Origin of the sequence: Candidimonas humi, from assembly GCF_019166065.1 — a bacterium.
Classification (GTDB): domain Bacteria; phylum Pseudomonadota; class Gammaproteobacteria; order Burkholderiales; family Burkholderiaceae_B; genus Candidimonas; species Candidimonas humi.
In genome coordinates this window covers 42,175-61,060 of sequence record NZ_JAHTBN010000002.1, presented here as the reverse complement: position 1 = coordinate 61,060, position 18,886 = coordinate 42,175, and the positions used below count along the sequence as shown (strand labels likewise).

Here is an 18,886-nt window from a genome sequence, read left to right as displayed (position 1 = left end):
TACGGCGATAAATATGGAAGCATTTGAATCGGAATTACTCGGGTCGAGCGCCAGCGATCGCGGCTGGAGCCTGGTCGAGACTTTTTCCCGGACGCGGCGGGAGCTGCCAGACGAGTTCGAACACGGGGCCGCAGTCCTGGCGCGGCACTTGGAAGAGTCGGGATTGCCCGTCAAATCGTATCGGCCGTCCATTTATCAAGGCGTGCCGCTCGATACCCGCCTGCAATGTGAAGGCAGAAGCTTCCCCTGCAAGGCGGCGGCATTGTCGCCGGCGCAGGCAGAGTTCACCGCGCCCTTGGTGCATGTGCCGGCGCGCGATGGCAAGACCCGGGTCCATACCAATGATCCGGCCCTGCTCTTTGGCGAGGGCATGACCCGCCTGAGCCTGGCCGCCTTGGTGAGAGGCAAGGTTGTCTTGACCGAAGGCCTGTCCAATCCGGCCCGTTCCCAATTGCTCGAGGAGCTCGGGGCCTTGGCGATCATCGCAATCAATCCCGGGCGGGCGGTACATTGGGGCGCAAGCTCCGTGATCTGGGGCTCGCCCGGCATGGAGGATTTTGGCCGGCTGCCCGGCATCGTGTCGATGGCGGTGAATCGCGAAAGCGGCGACTGGCTGGTCGACGCCGCCGCCCGTAACGCTTCGGTGACGATTGCCGCCGACATGCTGCACGGCTGGTTCGAACAGACGCTGCTGACTGTGGACATTCCCGGAAACGGGCCTGCTGCCGACGAGTTCATCTTGTTGCATGGCCATATGGATTCCTGGGACCTTGGGGTTGGCGACAATGCCACGGGCGATGCAGTATTGCTGGAAGTCGCCCGGACGCTATATGCGGGGCGGCGCCATCTGCGGCGCAGCGTGCGCGTGGCATGGTGGCCAGGCCATTCCGCCGGACGCTATGCCGGCAGCACCTGGTATGCCGACAATCAAGCCCGGGCTCTGCACAGTCGCTGCGTGGCGCACCTGAATTGCGATTCGCCGGGGTGCCGGGACGCTGTTGACTACGGCAGCATTCGCGGCATGGCCGAGGCGCAGCCGCTAGTGGCCGGCGCGGTCAGTGACCTGTTCGGTCAGCAATGCCGGCTCGAGCGCCCCGGCCGGGCGGGCGACTACTCATTCAACAATCTCGGGGTCAGCGGTGCCATGCTGACCAGTTCTATGGTCCCGGCCGAAGAAAGAAAGCGGCGTGGCTGGTATTCGGTAGGCGGAAACGGCGGCAGTCCCACCTGGCATACCGAGGACGATGTGCTCGAGGTCGCTGATCGCAAGGTCCTGGAAAACGATATTCGCTTGTATGCGCTGGTGGCTGCGCGGTTGGCCTGCGGCGTCACCCCCCTGCTGGATTTCCGGCTGCCTTGCGCGCAGATCGTTCGGCGCATCGAAGAGGTACAGGAAACAGTCGGCACGGCGATGGACTTCGGCGAGCAGCTCGCGCTGGCGCAAGCCTTGCAGGTGGAGGTGGGCGCGGCTTACGAGGGTCCGCAAGCCGCGCCGCGCGCCGGTCGTTGGCCGGCCTTGTTCGCCGCGTCGCGGTCGATCGTCCGTGCGGGATACAGCGAAAGAGGCATATACGACCAGGATCCCGCGATCGCTCAGGCCGCCGTGCCCATGCTTGGTGCGGCTACCGAGTGGGGGCGTCATGCGGCGGCCGCGGCCAGCCTGCAGCGTGGGGCGAACAGATTGCACGCCGAACTGGAAAATGCCCTGCGCTGCCTGTAGAGGGGCCCGGGATCCCACTTGAACTCAATCCGATTGTGGACATGCCATGAAATTATCCAGAAAGGACTTCCTGAAACTATGCGCCGGCGCCGGCGTAAGCCTTGCGGCGCCCGCGATACGAGCCCAAGGCGCGTATCCCTCCCACCCTATACACCTGGTGGTGCCCTTCGAGGCAGGCGGCACCACGGATGTGCTGGCACGCCTGCTGGTCAGCGGCTGGGCCGGTTCTTTGGGTGGGAACATCATCATCGACAACAAGCCGGGCGCTAGCGGCAATATCGGCACGAATTACGTTGCCCATGCCGCCAAAAACGGCGAAACCCTTCTCTATGGCACGATTTCCACTTTCGTGCTCAATGCCGGGCTATACAAGAAGTTGCCTTTCGATCCGATCAAAGACTTTTCGTTTGCCGGCATGGTTGTCCAGATACCTATCGTGCTGGTGGTTTCGCCCCAACTGGGAGTGCATGATTTCCAGGGCTTCGTGAAGCTGCTGAAAGATCATCCGGGCAAATACAATTTCGGCTCCGCCGGCGTGGGTTCCTCCGCGCATATCGCCTGCCAGTTGCTGCTGGAGATGACCGGCACGCAGGCCGTCCATGTGCCATACAAGGGCAATATCGGGGCTCTCAATGCGATCATTTCCGGCGATGTGGCTTTTGGCGTCTCTTCCATCCCGTCTGCGGAACAGCTCGTCAAGAATGGGAAATTGCAAGCGCTGGCGGCTATCTCCGCACAAAGGCTTGCACAGTTTCCTGATCTGCCTACGACCGACGAGTTGGGGCTCAAGGGGTACGATGCCTATGCCTGGAATGCGGTCGCAGCGCCTGCGGGGACGCCGGAACCGGTCATGGAAAAATTGAACGCGACCTTGCACCAGGCCCTGCAGTCTCCGAGCCTGGCGCAAAAACTGCGCAATGCGGGCGTGGTGCCCTTGCCCGACTACACGCGCGTGCAAACGCTGGATTATGTCAAGAGAGAGCTCGCAAAGTGGATACCCATCGTGCGTAAGTCGGGTGCTAGCCTGGGCTGACGCCACACCATGCCTCTCGGAGGCTGGGCATCGGTAAAATGTGCTCAGCCTATACGAGGGGGATGGTTTGGACTATACCGTTGCTGCCGTGGATGAAGCTGCGGGGCTGCTGTTTCTGGTGGCCCGAGAACCTGGATTGGGCCTGAGCGAGCTCGCCAAGAAATCAGGGAACACGAAAACCCGTAGCTTCCGTCTTCTTACTACTCTGGAACAGCGCAGCCTGGTCAAGCGCCAGGGCGAGCCGTCTCGCTATTACCTCAGCTTCGCCGCGCTGAGTCTGGGGGCGGCGGCGCAGCAGCAGATTGACCTGGTGCGGGTAGTGCGTGAACCCTTGAATGCGCTTGTCGACATTCTAGGGGAGACGGCCATGGTGCGTGTGCGCGATGGCCTGGAGACGCTGTGCGTGGCCCGTCACGAACATCCACAGGCGCTGATTCGAGTGGGCAGCGAGATCGGGCACCGGCGTCCGCTGCATGTCGGGGCATCTGGCAAGCTGCTGCTGGCCTATGCATCCACGGACGTTATCAACGATATGTTGCGGGCCAGCTTGCCCTCTTATACCGAAAACACGCTGGTGAATCCGGATGCCTTGGACGCTGAACTGAGCTTGATTCGGGATCAAGGTTACGCGGTTTCCCGAGCCGAACTCGTCGCCGAACTTGCCTCCGTCGCTGTGCCCATACGGGACTTGAGCGGGGATGTGATCGCAGCGTTGACCATGTCCACGCTGCTCGCGAGAATGACTGAGGATCGCCTGCCGCGCTACCTGGCCGAACTGCGCAAGCAGGCCGCAGCCATATCAGGCGCCCTGGGATATCGTGGGAATGACCATCGATAGATCGTTTATAGCCGTCGATGCCATGCACGATCGTCCGGACTGGTCGAGCGGCGGGGCCATGCGGCTGTTCTTCGCCCTCTGGCCGGACGCCGGCACGGTGGACCGCTTGATGGCCTGGGCGCGCGAGGCCCAGGCCCTGTGCGGCGGGCGGATCATGCGGCCGGAAACCTTGCATATGACGCTGGCCTTCCTGGGCGAGACGCCTGCCGATGCCGCGCGGGATCTCGCGCGCGAGGCGCGCGGCTGGAACGTATCGCTCGGATCGCTGGTGTTGAGCGACTGCGGGCGCTTCAAGGGGCCGCGCATCGTGTGGGCCGGCCCCTCGCTTGCCGAGGGGCGGGTAGGCTGGCTGGATGCGCTGTACGACAGCCTGTGGAGCCGCCTGGAACAACATGGCTGGAGCCGGCCGGCGGGCGCTTTCCGGCCGCATGTAACGCTGCTGCGCAATGCGGGGCCCGGGGAGACGAGTCTGCTGGACGCGCCGCCGCTGGCATGGTCCCCGACGCGCTGCGTGCTGGTGGCGTCCAGGCCGCAGAAAGGCATGGCTCATTATGAGGTGTTGGCAAGCCTGCCCGTCTCCGCCCATGACCGGGCCGGCCGCCACCCGGGCCAGGCATAGCCGGCGCGGGCTGTTGTACTGTATCAAACCTGGATCGAACGGCCGCTGGCCGCTGGCCGCTGGTCGATGCCGCGGCATGCGGCAAGCCGGCTCGAGGCCGAACGGCGCTGTGGTGGAGGAAGCATGAAAGCAGGGTCTGATCGCATAGCGGTGATAGGCGCCGGCATTGTCGGCGTGTGCATAGCCCACGAGTTGCGCAAGCGCGGCCGCGATGTCGTGCTGGTCGATCGCGATGCGCCGGGCAACGCTTGTAGTTTCGGTAATTCGGGGGCCATCAGCGAGGGTTCCGTGGTGCCGCTGGCGATGCCGGGTGTGCTCAAGAGCGTGCCGGGCATGTTGTGCGACCCGGAAGGGCCTTTGTACCTGCCGCCGGGCTATCTGCCGCAGGCCCTGCCGTGGCTGGCGCGGTTCGCACTGGCGTCGCGGCGGACCGCTGCCCTGGATGCCGCAGCGCGCCTGGCCGCGGTGCATCGCGATGCCCTGCAACTGCACCTGGACCTGGCGCGCGAAGTGGGGGCGCCGGAACTCATCCTGCGCCGCGGCCACTTGTACCTGTATCCGGACGAGGCCGCGCTGGCCAAGGACATGGCCGGCTGGCGCCTGCGCGAGCAGTACGGGTTCCGGGCCGAGCGCCTGGATCGCGGCGGCATCCTGGCGCTGGAGCCCGGCATTGCCGAGCGCTATCGCGTCGGCATGTTCCTGGCGGATCATGCCACGGTGGCCAATCCATGGCGCTATGTACAGGCCATATTCCAACACTATCTCGCTTTGGGCGGCGCATATCGGCGCGCCGAGGTGCGCGGCTTGGCGCCGGACTCATCCGGATGGCGCATCGACTGCGCCGATGCCGCGGCCGGCGACACGGCCGGACAGGTCGTGGTGGCGGCGGGGGCCTGGTCGCGCAAGCTGCTGGACCCGCTGGGCGTATCCCTGCCGCTGGAATCACAGCGCGGCTATCACGTGCAATTCGAGGGCGGCGCCGAGGTGTCGCGCACGGTGGTGCTGGCCGACCGCAAGGTGTTCATCACTCCGATGGAAACCGGGCTGCGGGTGGGCGGCACGGTGGACATCGGCGGCCTGAGCGCCGCGCCGAACCCGCGGCGCTCGCAGGCGCTGCTGCGCATCGCCCTGTCGGCGTTTCCGTCCTTGAGCGGGCGCCGGTACTCGACGTGGATGGGGCACCGCCCCTGCATGCCTGATTCCGTGCCGCGCATCGGCCCCGCGCCGGGGCGGCCCGGCCTTTGGCTGGCGGTGGGCCATGGCCATCTGGGCCTGACCGACTCGGCCGGCACGGCCCGCAGCATTGCCGAGGGCATGCTTTCGGGCACGCCGCTCAATTAATGCAAAATAATCATTAATCTTCAATTTATTCGCAATTTACAGATGAGCCGTGCCGGGGCATAGTATCCAACTCGGCCCATGCATCCCCGCGCGGCCGCTGCACCGGGCCTATGTCGCCCAATCCGGGCTTCCCGTTACGGGCAAGCCCCGCACATCACAAGGAAGAGACACATGAAATTGCGAGCCTACTTGATCGCGGCGGCGAGCGTGGCCTGCGTGGCCGGCGCGCCGGCTACGGCCCTGGCCAAGTATCCCGACCGGCCCATCACGCTGATCGTGCCCTTCACGCCGGGCGGGTCCACCGACATCCTGGCCCGCGCCGTGGGCGACAAGCTCGGCAAGGCCTGGGGGCAGACCGTCATCATCGAGAACGTGCCCGGCGCGGGCGGGGTGATAGGTACCCAGAAGGCCGCGCAGGCCAAGCCGGACGGCTATACGCTGATGATGGGCCATATCGGTACGCTGGGGGTCAATCCCAGTCTGTACGCCAAGAAGCACATCGAACCCCTGAAGATGTTCGACCCCGTGGCCTGGGTGGCTCGGGTGCCGAACGTGCTGGTCGTCAATCCGAAGAAATTGCCGACAGTGCACAATCTGGCCGATCTCATCGCCTATGCCAAGCAGCATCCCGGGCAGATCGATTTCGGCTCGGGCGGCAACGGCAGCGCCGCGCACACGGCCACCGAATACCTGATGCTCAAGGCCGGCATCAACATGACGCACGTACCGTATCGCGGCACCGGGCCGGCCGTCACCGACCTGATCGCCGGGCAGAACCAGCTGATGTTCACGGGGGTGCCGGCGGTGATCGGCTTCATCAAGAGCGGGCAATTGCTGGCGCTGGGGGTGTCCAGCACGAAACGCGTGGATGCGCTGCCCAATGTGCCCACCGTGGCCGAGAGCGGCCTGCCCGGGCTTGCCGGCTTCCAGGCCGACCAGTGGTATGGCATCGTGGCTCCGGCCGGCACGCCGCGCGCCATCGTCGACCAGTTGAATACCGAGATCAACCGCATCATCAGCGCGCCCGAGCTGAAAAAACGCTTCGAAGGCGAGGGCGCCATTCCCAACCCGACGACGCCGGAAGCCTTCAAGTCCTTGATCCGCAGCGAGATGGCGCGCTGGAAAGAGGTCGTCGAAAAGGCCCACATGGCCATCAACTGAAACCGCAGCAAGCAGGACCGCCCATGAATCCGGAGCAAACCCCGAAAACCCCGATCGACATAGACCATCTGCGCACCTGGATCGGCAGGCAGCAGATGCGCGCGGACTATGTGTGTTCGTCCGGCGCCGCGCGCATTGCCGCGCTGCTGGATCGGGACGAACAGGAATACGCTCCGGGCCAGCGCGTCAGCGCCGCCTGGTATGTGATGCTCTTTACCCCCACTGAGCGCCAGTCGCGGCTCGGGCCGGACGGCCATCCGCCCAAGGGCGATTTCCTGCCGCCGGTGCCGCTGGCCCGCCGCATGTTCGCGGGCCGGCGCAATGAGTTCCACGACGACCTCGAAATCGGCCGGCGCGTCGTGCGCCGTTCCGAGATCCGTGATGTGCAGCTCAAAGAGGGCGCCAGCGGCCTCATGTGCTTCGTGACACTGCGCCACGAGTTCCTTGACGATGAACGCCTGTTGCTGGTCGAGGAGCAGGACGTCGTGTATCGCGGCCCGGCCCAGCCCGGCGGCGCGAAATCGCCCCGCAAGCCGGCGGCGCTGCCGACCGCCACGGCGCACAAGGAATTGGTGTTCGATCCCACCATGTTGCTGCGCTATTCGGCCATCACATTCAATGCGCATCGGATTCACTACGATGCGGAATATGCCCGCGAGGTCGAGCGCTATCCCGCGCTGGTGGTGAACGGCGGCCTCACGACCTTGTTCCTGTGGGATTTCGCGACACAGCAGGCGGGCGGGCGCATACGCGCCTCGCGCTCGCGCAACCTGCGACCTTTGTTTGTCGGCCGGCCGGTCGGCCTGAACCTGGCGCTGGACGCGCAGACCGGCCGCGGCCACGCCTGGGCCGTCAACGACCAAGGGGAAACGGCCGTCCTGATCGAACTTGAAATGGAACGGCCCTGAGCCTGGGCGCGGTTCCGAATCGGAATAGCCGCGAGCGGCCCCGGACCGGGGGAAGCGCGGCACGCGGTGGAAAGCAATGAACGACACGCAGCAACAAAAGACGCAGCAGCACGATAAAAACATACCCCTGAAGGGGATCAAGGTGCTGGACCTGACTTCGGTGGTGGTCGGCCCGGTGGCCACGCAGTTCCTGGCCGACTACGGCGCCGAAGTCATCAAGGTGGAAATGCCGGGCGGCGACCTGTTGCGCAAGCTGGGCGGGGCTTCGGTGAGCGGCTCGATGTCCGCCAAGTTCCTGCACCTGAACCGCAACAAGCGCTCGGTGGTGCTGGACCTGAAGATGGACGCGGCGCGCAAGGCCTTGCGGCATCTGTGCGCGCAGGTCGACATCGTGGTGGTGAACATGCGGCCGCGCGCGCTGGAACGCGCCGGGCTGAGCTACGACGCGCTGCAGGCGGTGAATCCGTGCCTGATCTATTGCAGCTTGCTGGGCTTCGGACGCAAGGGACGCTACGCCAACCGGCCGGCCTACGACAGCATCATCCAGGGCGCCAGCGGCATCGCCTCGGTGGTGGACAAAATGCATGGCCAGCCCGGCTACGTGCCCATGGTCATGGCCGACCACACCGTGGGCCTGATCGCCGTGCAGATGATACTCATGGCGCTGTACCAGCGCGAGCGCACCGGCATGGGCGAATGCATCGAAGTGCCCATGCTCGAGAACATGGCGGCCTACGTCATGGCCGAGCACATGTACCTGCGCACCTTCGATCCGCCGCTGGGCGGCAATTTCGACCCGCGCGTGTCCGACCCGCAGACCCGCCCCATCAAGACCGGCGACGGCTACATATGCCTGTCGGCCAATACCGACCAGCAGGCCTTCGCCTTCTTCGAGGCCATAGGCCGCCCCGAACTCAAGGACGACCCGCGTTTTTGTTCCGTGGCCGCGCGCTTTCGCAATACGCGCGACTACTTCGACCTGCGCTCCAAGTCGCTGCTGCAGAAGACTACGGCGCAGTGGCTGGAAATCTTCGACCGGCTCAACGTGCCGGCCATGCCTTACAACACCCTGGAGCATCTGCCCGATGACCCGCACATCCGCGACGTCGGGCTGTTCCAGAAGGTGTTGCATCCCACCGAGGGCCCCATCTGGAACATAGGCCTGCCCAATACCTTGCGCAACGGCGCGCCCGTCGATTATTCGCCGCCGCCGCCGCTGGGTGCCGACACTGTCGCGGTGCTGCGCGAATACGGGCTGGACGATTCCGCCATAGCCGCCATCACGCAGCCCACGGCGGCGCCATGACTTCGGCGAGTTCTGTCCGCTGCTTGGGAACCACTGCACGAGCAGTTTCGCGCCGAAATGGGCTTTTCGTTCGGGGAGTCGGGCTCAAGTACCGACGCTGACGGGGGCGGCGAACTTGCGCAGCAGCGCGATGACGCTCAGCGCGGTGATGCGCCCGGTCTTGGGGTTTTCGGACGGGATGTTCTGGATTTCCATCGAGAACGAGGCGCTGTCCGATTCGACCTCGACCCTGTGCTTGTTCCTGTCCAGCGCGGGGTCGGCCCAGATTTCGAGCTGGGTCTTGTCCGGGCCTATGCCGGCAAGCCCCAGGCTGACCGACACGTTCAGATTGGCGGGGAAACCGATGGCCGCCTCGCGCGGCGTGCCGCGGAATATCAAGGTGGGCTCGGTTATTTTCGCCAGGTCGATATGGTGCGTTTCGAAGTAGGGCGCGCCCAGGAGCCCGCGCACGGGCTTGCGGGTAACCATCTTGACCGAATGTATGGTGCCCTGCGCGGCGGCGACCAGCGCGTCCAGGCCGAGTATCGCGCCCGAGGGGATCAGTATCTGGCCGCCATGGCGGGCGGCCAGGTCGAAGAGCTCGGGGTGCTGCAGCAGCGCGCCCGAACTGAGCACCACGACCTTTTTCCCAGCGTGCAGCATGGGTTCGGCAATCGCCGGCAGCAGCTTGGCCGGCGCGCATTCGATCGCGATGTCGCAGTGAGGCTCCAGGCCTGCTATGTCGGTGATGAGGGGCGGCTGGGCGAGCGCCGCCAGGTCGGGAGGACGGGACGGATCGCGCACGGCGATGGCCGTCAGGCGCATTCCGTCTATGCCGCGGTCCAGGGCCTGCGCCAAGGCCTTGCCGATTGCCCCGAATCCGGCGATTCCCACCCGGTAAGTCTTCATCTAACTGCGTGCTCCGTTCATGCGATATGTGCGGCACGCCCGCTGGCATGCCCAGGCCGATAGTAGCGGCACCGCTGCGCGGCCCGCAAACCATTTAATCTGGCAGCATGCATGAACGGGATTAATGAATGGCCTGTCTGGCGATATCCAGAATCCACTTCCTGAAAAACGGCACGGCCGGATGCCGGGTTTCCGCTTCTGAGGTCAGCAGGTAATAGGCGCCCGCGCTCTTGACCGGCTCGAGATCGGCCAGCGGCATGGCGAGCTCGTTGCGGCCGGGATACGAATCGAGCAGCACCTTGGGAATGATGGCAATGCCCTTGCCGTCCTGCGCGGCTTGCAGGGATATGTAGAAGTGGCCGTATTCCGCCGCGGTGCATGTGGGCGGCGACGACACGTCGTGCGCGCGCAGCCAGTCGCGCCAGGCGTTGGGGCGGCTCGCGGTGTGTATCAGCGGATGGTCCAGCAGGTCTTGCGCCCGCTTGATCGGGCCGCTTTGTTCCAGCAGCGTCCTGGACATGACGGGCACCAGTATGTCGTCGAACAGGAAGTCGGCGCGGATGCCGTCCCAGTTGGACACCATGATGAGGTCGACCGCGGGCTGTATGGCCCGGTAGTGCTGGCCGGGCAGCCTGCCGACGCGGATCGCGGCATCGATGCAGTCGCGCTGCATGTCTATGGGGCGGATGTCGGACACCACCCTGACGTCGATATTGCTGTGCTCGGTGGTAAACGACGCCAGGCGCGGCATGAGCCACAGCATGCTGATGGTCGGGATGGTGCCGACGGTCAGTGTGCTGTGGGAGTCTTGCTGGGCGATGCGCTGCGTGACCCTTTCGAGGTCTTCGAGCATTTGCCTGCAGGCTTCGTAATACTGGGCCCCCGTCTCGGTGAGAGCCACTTTGCGGGTCATGCGCACGAAGAGCTTCTTGCCGAGATATTCTTCGAGCTTATGCACCTGGACGCTGACCGCGCCTTGCGTCACACATAATTCTTCGGCCGCCAGTGTGAACGATCGGTAGCGGGCCGCCGCCTCAAACGATCGAATGGCGGAAAGCGGCGGCAATTTTCTTCTTGTTGCCATGATTCCGACAGGAGTATGTGATCGGAAATCATTTTATCGCACCTTCAAATGGCCCTGATCGATAACCTTCTTCCACAAGACGTTTTCGCTCGCGACGAATTTCGCGAAGGCCTTGTGGTCCATGGGCATGGGTTCGATCCCGCGCTCCCGCAAGCGGGATTTCAGCGCCGGCCCGTCCAGGGTCTTGATCAGCGCGTTGCCCAGCTTGCGGACCAGGCCGGCGGGCGTATGCACCGGCACGAACACGCCGAACCAGGTGGTGGCGCTGTAGTTCTTGACACCTGCCTGCATGAATGTGGGTATCGTGGGCAAGAGCGGCGATCTCGCTTTCGACGTCACGCCCAGCGCCCTTACGTCTCCCGCCTTGACGTGGGGCACGGCCGTCGGCAAGGGCTCCAGCAATAGCTGGATCTGGCCGCCGATCAGGTCGGTCATGGCCGGCGCGCCGCCTTTGTAGGGCACGTGCGTCATGTGAATGCCGGTGAGCTGCTCGAGCAGCACGGTCTGCATGTGGTGGCTGGTGCCTATGCCCGCCGAGCCGTAGTTCAGGGCATAGGGCTTGGCCTTGGCCGCGGCGATCAGGCCGCCCAGGCTCTTGAAGGGAGACTTGGCCGGCACGCACATGACGCTGGGCACCGAGCCTATGCCGCCTACCGGTATCAGGTCTTTTTCGGTGTGGTAGGTGGCCTTGGAATACATATTGGGGGCCACCACCATGGAACTCGCGGCTCCCAGCAGGATGGTGTAGCCGTCGGGCGGGCTGTCCACCGCGAACTTGCTGCCGATCATGCCGCCTGCCCCGGGCCTGTTGTCGATGATGATCTGGCCGTGCAGGGTTTTCGCCAACTGGTCGAAAACCATGCGCGCCACCAGGTCATTGATGCCGCCGGCGGGAAACGGCACGATGGCGTGTATCGGGCGGTCCGGATAGGCATTGGCCGCCGAAGCCCGGGTCCAAGGCGCCGCTAGCGCGCCCAAGGCCAGCGCAGCTACGCCGGCTACATAAGCAAGCCCCTTCATTTGTCTACTCCTTCAGGCATGTCAAAACTGTTTGACAGGGCTGGACTGCCGGAGCATGTGCGGGGAGTTCCGGGCAGGCTGCCCGCGCCGCCGCAATCCCGTCGGGGGTTGCGGCGCCGTATCGGTGCGCCTGTGCGGGACCGCCTTTCTTTATAGGCTCTCTTGCCGTCCTTCCTTTTTCAGTTTAGGGATGTCCCGATCGAGTAACAATGGATTAAAAATCCGCCATCATATGAATTAGATTAATGCATGGCCGTGCGGCACAGGAACGCCGGTGCTACAAGAACGGCCATGCGACGCAGGCTTCAGGAAACCTGGGCCCGCCGGTCGTGCTTTGCCAGCCGCGACAGCAGGTAGTCCACTTCTTCGCGTGTTTGCGGCGTGAGCGGCGCCGCCGGTTGCCTGAGCGCCGCGCTGCTCAGCAGGCCGCGCCGCATCAGCACGTATTTGCGTACGGCCAGGCCGACTCCAGGCTGCTGCTCGTAGCGTATCAGCGGCAGGTGTGCATCGAACAAGTCGTGCGCCGCGTCGCGCTTGCCTTCGCCGTACAGCCGCACCACATCGCACAACATGTCGGGAAAGCAATAGCCCGTGTTGGCGCCGTCGGCGCCGCGCGACATTTCGAAATCCAGGAACAGCCCGTTGTTGCCGCACAGTATCGAAATGTGCCGCATCGACCCGTCGCGCTCGAAGCCGCGCAGCGTCGATATTTTCTCCAGGCCGGGCCAGTCTTCGTGCTTGAGCATCACGCAGGCGGGGTTGTCGTTGACGATGCGGCGTATCACCCCGGGCGTCATCTGCACGGAGAAGGTCAGCGGATAGTCCTGGATGATGAATGGGGTGTCCTCGCCGATCGCGCGCGAGGCCTGGCGGTAGTAGTTGACGATCTGGTCGTCGGTGCGCAGGGTGTTGGGCGGCGCGATCATCACGCCGGCGGCGCCCAGGTCCATGACCTGCTTGCTCAGCGCCGCCATGGCGGCGAAGCCCGGCGACGATACCCCGACCACTACCGGCAGCCCTTGCGCCTTGCGGATGAAGTGCGCCACCACGCCGGCGGCCTCGTCGAAAGCCAGCTTGGGCGCCTCGCCGAGCTGGCCCAGCACCGTGATGCCCGTGACGCCCGTCTCGACATAGAAATCGGCGAGGCGGTCTATGGACTGTTCGTCTATGGTGCCGTCGTCGAGAAAAGGCGTGGGGGCGATCACTACGACACCCTTTTGTTGGCTTGTGAGTTTCATTGCTGGCTTCCAGGAATTGGCGCGGGCCCGAATCCGGCTCGCAAAAATATGGGCGGAACCTGCACTGTAAGACAGTCCGCCCTTGTGCTTCTATTGCAAATATTGCAGGAATTCATGCGATATGTACATCAATGCGGCGCGGGAGCGGGCTGCAGGGCCGGGCAGTCGTGCGCGGCAAGGGCCCCGTGCTTCATCGCGGGGCCGGCGGCTGGCCGCCCTGCGCGAGATGCTGCAAGGCCAGATCATAGAGCGGGCGCGACAGCGGGGATAGCGGCCGGTCCGTCCGCCTGAAGATCTGGACCGAGCGCACCACCCGCGGCGCATGCAGCGGCAGCACCTTGAGCTCGCCGGCCGTCAGCATGCGCACGGCGGTCAGGGGCAGCACGGCAAGGCCCGCGCCGCCCAGCACCATGCCGGTGATCGTGGCCAGGTGCGAGACCTCGTAGGCAAAGAACAAGTCCAGCTTGTGTTCGTGCACCACCTGTTCGAGCTGCATGCGCAGCCCGCTGAGCGCGCTGGCGCCGACCAGGGGAATGCCTTCCAGTTCCTTCCAGGCCAGCCTGCGGCGCCGGCCCAGCGGATGGCCATTGGGGCACACCGCCACCACGGGGTCGTCGAACAGCGGCTGGTATTCCAGGTCGGAGTGCAGGGCGCCCGGCACGGAAATGCCGAAGTCGGCCTCGCCTTCCAGCACGGCCTCGCGGATCTCATAGGCCGAGCGGTCCAGGATATGGATGCGGTTGCGGGGATAGCGGCGCCCGTATTCGGCCAGCACGGGCGGCAGCAGCGCCGCGGCGATGGTCGGCAGGCAGGCCACCACGAAGCGGCCGTAGCCCTTGGCGGCGTTGTCCTTCATGTCGTCCAGCGCGGCCGCCAGTTCGCGCACGATGCGGCGCGCCCGCGGCAGGAAGTCGCGCCCCGCCTGGCTCAGGCTGACCGAGCGCGTGGTGCGCACGAACAGTTCTACCCCTATGCTTTCTTCCAGCTTGGATATGCGCCGGCTCAGCGCCGTCTGCGACAGGTGCAGGTGCGCCGCGGCGCTGCTGAAGCTGCCCAGTTCGGCAATGAAGACGAAGGCCTGAACGCCGAGTATGTCCAGTCGCAGCATGGGATGAGCAAGTAAAAGGGGGCCGGTATCGATGTCGGGGATTATATGCAGCCGGCCCGCCAGCTTGTGTCGTGGGCGCTATTCCAGCGAAATGTGATTCGCCTGGACCACGTCGCGCCAGCGTGCCGTCTCGGACTTGATGAAGGCAGTGAATTCGGCGGACGTGCTGCCCACTGCGGTCAGGCCGAGTTTATGCAGCTTTTCCTGCACGGCCGGATTTTTCAGCGTGGCCTGGATGGCCTGCTGCAGGCGCGCCACGACTTCCGGCGGCGTGCCGGCCGGTGCGAAGAAGCCGTTCCATTCCAGCACGCTGAAGTTCTTCAGGCCGGATTCGGACATGGTGGGCACATCGGGCAGTTCCTTCATGCGCGTGGCGGAGGTCACCGCCAGCGCCTTGAGCTTGTGGCTGGTGATGTAGCTCAGGCTGGATGCCGCATTGGCGAAATACACATTGACCTGCCCGCTCATGATGTCGACGATGGCGGGGGCGCCGCCCTTGTAGGGCACATGCACGATGTCGATGCCGGTTTCTTTCTTGAGCAGCTCGCCGATCATCTGCGCCAGGCTGCCCGGTCCGTACGAGGCGAAGGTGTATTTGCCGGGCGCTTTGCGAGCCGCGTCCACGAAGGACTGCAGCGAGGTGAAGGGAGAATTCTCGGCGGCCACCATGATGTTGGGCACGCTTACCGCCTGCGACACGGGGATGAAGTCTTTTTGCGCGTCATAGGGCAGCTTGCGCAGCACCGGATTGATGGCGAACGACGATGCATCGTACAGCAGCGTATAGCCATTGGGCGTGGCGCGCGCCACATAGGCCGCGCCGATCGAGCCGCTGGCGCCGCCCTTGTTCTCGATGACCACGCTTTGCTTCAGTTCCTGGCCCAGGCCCTGCGCGATGATGCGCGCCGCATTGTCGGCGCCGCCGCCGGCCGAGTAGGGGACCACCAGCGTGATCGGCTTGTCGGGAAAAGACGCGGCAGCCGCGCTGCCCGGGACAGCCATGCAGGCCAGCGCGCTGGCTAGCAGCGGGATTGCGTACAGCCGATTGAAGGTCGTGATCATATGAGTTTCCTTGGTGTCATTGACATGCTGCGTGGGGGCGCGCAGTCGTTTATTGCATTCGGGTGATGCGCACGGGCGGCACGCGCGGGATTGCCGGGCTGCGCCGCCGTGTTTCAGGCAACCGCCTTTTGCGCGTAGAGCGCATCGATTTCTTCGCTGCCGTAGCCCGCCTGGTCGAGGATTTCGCGGGTATGCTGGCCCAGCACCGGCCCGGAAACCGGGGGTACCGGGTCGCAGCCCTGGAACTTGACGAGATTGGCCACGCCCTTGTAGCGGCCCGCCACGGGATGCTCGAAGTCGGCCAGGAATTGCTGTTCCTGCACCTGCGGGTTGTCGAGGATGTCTTCGGGACGGCGCACGGCTGCGCAGGGCACGGCCGAACCGAAGAGCTGTTCCCATTCCAGCGCCGTGCGCTGCAGCAGCGCTGCGCGCAGCACCGGCACGATTTCGTCGGCATGTTCGGCGCGCTTGCGCACGCTGTCGTAGCGTTCGCCTTCGGCCAGTTGCGGCACGCCCGCCAGCGTGCACAGGGACTTCCAGAAGTGCGGCGTATTGGCCGACAAGTACAGGAAGCCCTGGCGCGTGGGGTGTATGCCGGTGATGCCGCCCGAGCGCATGTCGCGTTCGATGTCGCGCGGCTCGTTCTCGGCAAAGACCATGCGCGCCGCCTGCATCGCCAGGGCGCTGCCCAGCAGCGATACGGATATCTCGCGGCCGTACTTGGTGCGCTCGCGCTGGAACAGCGCCGCCGAGACGGCGTTCGACACCATCGAGGCGGCGTAGAAATCGACTGCCGACCCATAGACGATCTGCGGGTGTTCGGCGCTGCCCTGCGAGGAGCAAATACCGCTCATGGCCTGCAGCACCTGGTCATAGCCCGCCTTGTCGGCCATCGGCCCCGAGGTGCCGTAGCCCGTCATGGAGCAGTAGATCAGCCGCGGATTGAGTTTTTCCAGCGTTTCGTAGTCGATCTTCAGGCGCTTGGGAACCGCGGGGCGGAAATTGTGCACAAGCACGTCGGCGGATTGCGCCAGACGCTGGAACACAGCCAGGCCTGCTGCGCTCTTGAGATCGATGACCATGCCCTTCTTGCCCCGGTTCACCCCCAGGAATGCGCGGCTTTCAGCCTTCAGGGTAGAGGGGTAGCGGCGCAGGTTGTCGCCCTCGGGCGATTCGATCTTGATGACCTCCGCGCCCATGTCGGCGAGCAGCGCGCAGCCGTAAGGGCCGGCGATGTAGGCGCTGAGATCCAGTACCCGCACCCCGCCCAGGGGCGCATTGTCGTGTAGCGTAGCCATGGATGTTTTCCTGTTGCCTTGTGCTTGCTTGGTGGAGCCGGGCCGCGCGCCGCCTTGCCGCCCCTTGCCTGCCACGATCGCGCGGCAGTTGCCGGGGAAGCTCGGTGCAAAGAGCGTGCGCGGCCTCTTTTTCCTACTGTTGTACCGTTATATTGCTTTGCTGTGCGACTTTTTTCCAGAGGACGATGTCGTCCTGCACCCGCTGCTTGTATTGCGCGGGGCTCAGCGTTGCCGATTCGGCGCCTTCGCGCAGGAAGAATTTCTTCATCTCCGGCTCGTCGACGATCTGCTTGATTGCCTGGTTCAGCCGGTCGACGATGGGCTGCGGCGTGTTCGCGGGGGCCAGCACGCCCCACCACAGGCTGAAGCTGTAGCCCGGCACTGTGTCGGCCACGGGCTTGAGGCGCGGGGCGATCGCGCTGGGCTTGGCGCTGGTGATGCCCAGCGACCGGACTTTGCCGCTATTGACGGCGGGCAGCAGCGACGGGCCGCTGGCTACCAGCACGTCCACCTGTCCGGCCATCAGTGCCGTGGTGGCGGGCCCCATGCCGCGGAAAGGCACGTGGGTCATCTTGATGCCTGCTGCGGTGTCCAGCATCTCGGTGGCGAATTGATTGCTGCTGCCGGGGCCGGACGAGGCATAGTTCAGTTCGGTGGGGTGCTGCTTGGCGTACGCCACCAGGTCTGCGATCGAGTGGATCGAAGAGTCTTTCTTCACTGCCACTACGAAGGGCCCTTCGGCCATGATGCCGACTGGCGTGAAATCCTTGACCGCGTCGAACGGCAGATGGGGCTGAATGGCGGCATTGGTGGTGAAGCTGGACGACACCGCCACGAGCGTGTAGCCATCGGGCTTGGCGCGCGCCACATAGCCGGCGCCGATCGACCCGCCCGCGCCCGGCTTGTTCTCGACCACCACCGAGGTGTGCAGCATGGGTCCGAGCTTGGCGCTGACCGCGCGGGCGAACAGATCGTTGGAGCCGCCCGGCGGATAGGGCACGACCATGGTGATGGGCTTGCCCGCGGGGTAGTCGTTGGATGCCGCAGCCTGTGCCGTGGCGCAGGTCATGGACAGGCCTGCCGCCGCAGCGCAGGCGGCCGCGATATTCAGGAGTCGGCCGGGGGAAACAGGAGATGTGTACATGCGTGTGTCTCTGATGTAGGTACGCTGGGGATGGTGGGTATGTTGAATTACTTGCGGGCGCTGCCGCCTCCGCGAGGCGGGAAAATACGCCTTCGCGCCTGGCCGCCGCCGTGTGCCCGGCCTGGCGGCCTGCCGTGCGCCGCTACGGCGCAGGCGCGTATTTGTCGGCCTGGCGCAATACTTCCCGTGCCCTGAGCACGAAAGGCACGTCGATCATCTTGCCCTCGAGCAGGAACGCGCCGTTTTGCTCGTTGGCCTCGGCGGCGTCGGCCACTTTGCGCGCCCACTCGATCTCTTGCTGCGTGGGGCAGAACACTTCATTGGCGATCGCCACCTGGCGCGGATGGATGCAGGTCTTGCCCAGGAAGCCCAGGCCGCGCGCCATCTGCGCTTCGGCGCGGTAGCCGTCGACGTTGGCCGCGTCCGCGTAGGCGGAATCGTAGGCATAGACCCCGCCCGCGGCCGCAGCCATGCGCAGCTCGTACATCACTGCATGCACATTGGCGGCATCGTAGCGGCGAATACCCAACGGCTCGAACAGGTCGCCCAGGCCCAGTTGCAGGCCGCATACGCGTTCGTGGCTCGCGGCGATGGCGGCCGCGTCGTGCAGGCTGCGAGGCGTCTCGATATTGGCCAGCAGCGAAATGGCGCCGGGCAGCGAGCGCGCGTGTTCCAGTTGCTGCAACTGGCCCAGGAAGTCGAGCACATGCTGGGGAGATTCGATCTTCGGCACATTGATCACTTGCACGGCGCCATGGCAGCACGCCTGCAGGTCGGCGGCGAAATGCGGGGTGTCCATGGCATTGATGCGCACGATGAGCGTCTTGCCGGTTGCGGCCGCGGCCGCGCCGTCCAGGAATTTCGCCAGCTCGTCGCGGGCATAGTCCTTGCGGCTTTCCAGCACCGAATCTTCCAGGTCGAAGCTGATGGCATCGGCCTGCGAGGCCAGGGCCTTTTCGAACAGTTCCGGGCGCGACGCCGGAACGAACAGCTTGCTGCGCATGATGGGTTCTCCTTCGCGGAATGCGTGGCGTATCGTCGTGAATGCGTGAAGTCGCGGCCGGCCGGCGGCCTCGCTGCCCGTATTGTGCTTGTGAAAAGATAAAAAAGTAGCTGTA

The 18,886-nt window shown here is 64.9% G+C and carries 17 protein-coding genes; 8 read left to right on the top strand and 9 right to left on the bottom strand.

Features of this window, described 5'->3' with window-relative positions:
• Nucleotides 1–13 precede the first annotated feature (13 nt).
• From KVP10_RS03735 to KVP10_RS03700, 8 genes are all read left to right on the top strand, one after another.
• Entirely contained in the window at nucleotides 14–1,720 is a 1,707-nt protein-coding gene (locus KVP10_RS03735; protein ID WP_217963140.1) for a M28 family metallopeptidase, read from the top strand.
• 46 nt (nucleotides 1,721–1,766) lie between these two features.
• Entirely contained in the window at nucleotides 1,767–2,753 is a 987-nt protein-coding gene (locus tag KVP10_RS03730) for a Bug family tripartite tricarboxylate transporter substrate binding protein (RefSeq protein ID WP_217963139.1), read from the top strand.
• A 67-nt stretch (nucleotides 2,754–2,820) separates the two neighbouring features.
• Nucleotides 2,821–3,591, top strand: a complete 771-nt coding sequence (locus KVP10_RS03725; RefSeq protein WP_217963138.1) for an IclR family transcriptional regulator — start codon at nucleotides 2,821–2,823, stop codon at nucleotides 3,589–3,591.
• Entirely contained in the window at nucleotides 3,578–4,210 is a 633-nt protein-coding gene (gene thpR / locus KVP10_RS03720) for an RNA 2',3'-cyclic phosphodiesterase (protein ID WP_217963137.1), read from the top strand. The genes KVP10_RS03725 and thpR overlap by 14 nt, the downstream gene beginning before the upstream one ends.
• A 123-nt stretch (nucleotides 4,211–4,333) precedes the next feature.
• Complete coding sequence (locus KVP10_RS03715; RefSeq protein WP_217963136.1) at nucleotides 4,334–5,551, top strand: NAD(P)/FAD-dependent oxidoreductase; 1,218 nt, start codon at nucleotides 4,334–4,336, stop codon at nucleotides 5,549–5,551.
• Nucleotides 5,552–5,722: 171 nt separating this feature from the next.
• Nucleotides 5,723–6,712: a Bug family tripartite tricarboxylate transporter substrate binding protein gene (locus KVP10_RS03710; protein WP_217963135.1), complete on the top strand. Its 990-nt coding sequence runs from the start codon at nucleotides 5,723–5,725 to the stop codon at nucleotides 6,710–6,712.
• A gap of 23 nt (nucleotides 6,713–6,735) precedes the next feature.
• Entirely contained in the window at nucleotides 6,736–7,620 is an 885-nt protein-coding gene (locus tag KVP10_RS03705; protein WP_217963134.1) for an HTD2 family dehydratase, read from the top strand.
• 76 nt (nucleotides 7,621–7,696) lie between these two features.
• Entirely contained in the window at nucleotides 7,697–8,926 is a 1,230-nt protein-coding gene (locus tag KVP10_RS03700; protein WP_217963133.1) for a CaiB/BaiF CoA transferase family protein, read from the top strand.
• An 84-nt stretch (nucleotides 8,927–9,010) separates the two neighbouring features.
• Here KVP10_RS03700 and KVP10_RS03695 read toward each other — a convergent pair whose 3' ends face one another.
• The 9 genes from KVP10_RS03695 to KVP10_RS03655 form a co-directional block, all read right to left on the bottom strand.
• Nucleotides 9,011–9,814: an aspartate dehydrogenase gene (locus KVP10_RS03695; RefSeq protein ID WP_217963132.1), complete on the bottom strand. Its 804-nt coding sequence runs from the start codon at nucleotides 9,812–9,814 to the stop codon at nucleotides 9,011–9,013.
• 121 nt (nucleotides 9,815–9,935) lie between these two features.
• Entirely contained in the window at nucleotides 9,936–10,898 is a 963-nt protein-coding gene (locus KVP10_RS03690) for a LysR substrate-binding domain-containing protein (RefSeq protein ID WP_217963131.1), read from the bottom strand.
• A 33-nt stretch (nucleotides 10,899–10,931) separates the two neighbouring features.
• Complete coding sequence (locus tag KVP10_RS03685; RefSeq protein ID WP_217963130.1) at nucleotides 10,932–11,918, bottom strand: Bug family tripartite tricarboxylate transporter substrate binding protein; 987 nt, start codon at nucleotides 11,916–11,918, stop codon at nucleotides 10,932–10,934.
• A gap of 305 nt (nucleotides 11,919–12,223) precedes the next feature.
• Nucleotides 12,224–13,156 carry a dihydrodipicolinate synthase family protein gene (locus KVP10_RS03680; RefSeq protein WP_217963129.1) on the bottom strand — a complete coding sequence of 311 codons (933 nt, stop codon included), beginning with the start codon at nucleotides 13,154–13,156 and terminating at the stop codon, nucleotides 12,224–12,226.
• A 190-nt stretch (nucleotides 13,157–13,346) separates the two neighbouring features.
• A complete protein-coding gene (locus KVP10_RS03675; protein WP_217963128.1) occupies nucleotides 13,347–14,264 on the bottom strand; it encodes a LysR family transcriptional regulator in 918 nt (305 codons plus the stop codon).
• 78 nt (nucleotides 14,265–14,342) lie between these two features.
• Nucleotides 14,343–15,326 carry a Bug family tripartite tricarboxylate transporter substrate binding protein gene (locus tag KVP10_RS03670; protein ID WP_217963127.1) on the bottom strand — a complete coding sequence of 328 codons (984 nt, stop codon included), beginning with the start codon at nucleotides 15,324–15,326 and terminating at the stop codon, nucleotides 14,343–14,345.
• 113 nt (nucleotides 15,327–15,439) lie between these two features.
• On the bottom strand, nucleotides 15,440–16,624 hold the full coding sequence (locus KVP10_RS03665; protein ID WP_217963126.1) for a CaiB/BaiF CoA transferase family protein: 1,185 nt from the start codon (nucleotides 16,622–16,624) through the stop codon (nucleotides 15,440–15,442).
• Between the two features lie 133 nt (nucleotides 16,625–16,757).
• Nucleotides 16,758–17,768, bottom strand: a complete 1,011-nt coding sequence (locus tag KVP10_RS03660; protein ID WP_217963125.1) for a Bug family tripartite tricarboxylate transporter substrate binding protein — start codon at nucleotides 17,766–17,768, stop codon at nucleotides 16,758–16,760.
• A 142-nt stretch (nucleotides 17,769–17,910) separates the two neighbouring features.
• Nucleotides 17,911–18,771, bottom strand: coding sequence for an HpcH/HpaI aldolase/citrate lyase family protein (locus KVP10_RS03655; RefSeq protein ID WP_217963124.1), 861 nt, complete (start codon nucleotides 18,769–18,771; stop codon nucleotides 17,911–17,913).
• Between the last annotated feature and the right edge of the window lie 115 nt (nucleotides 18,772–18,886).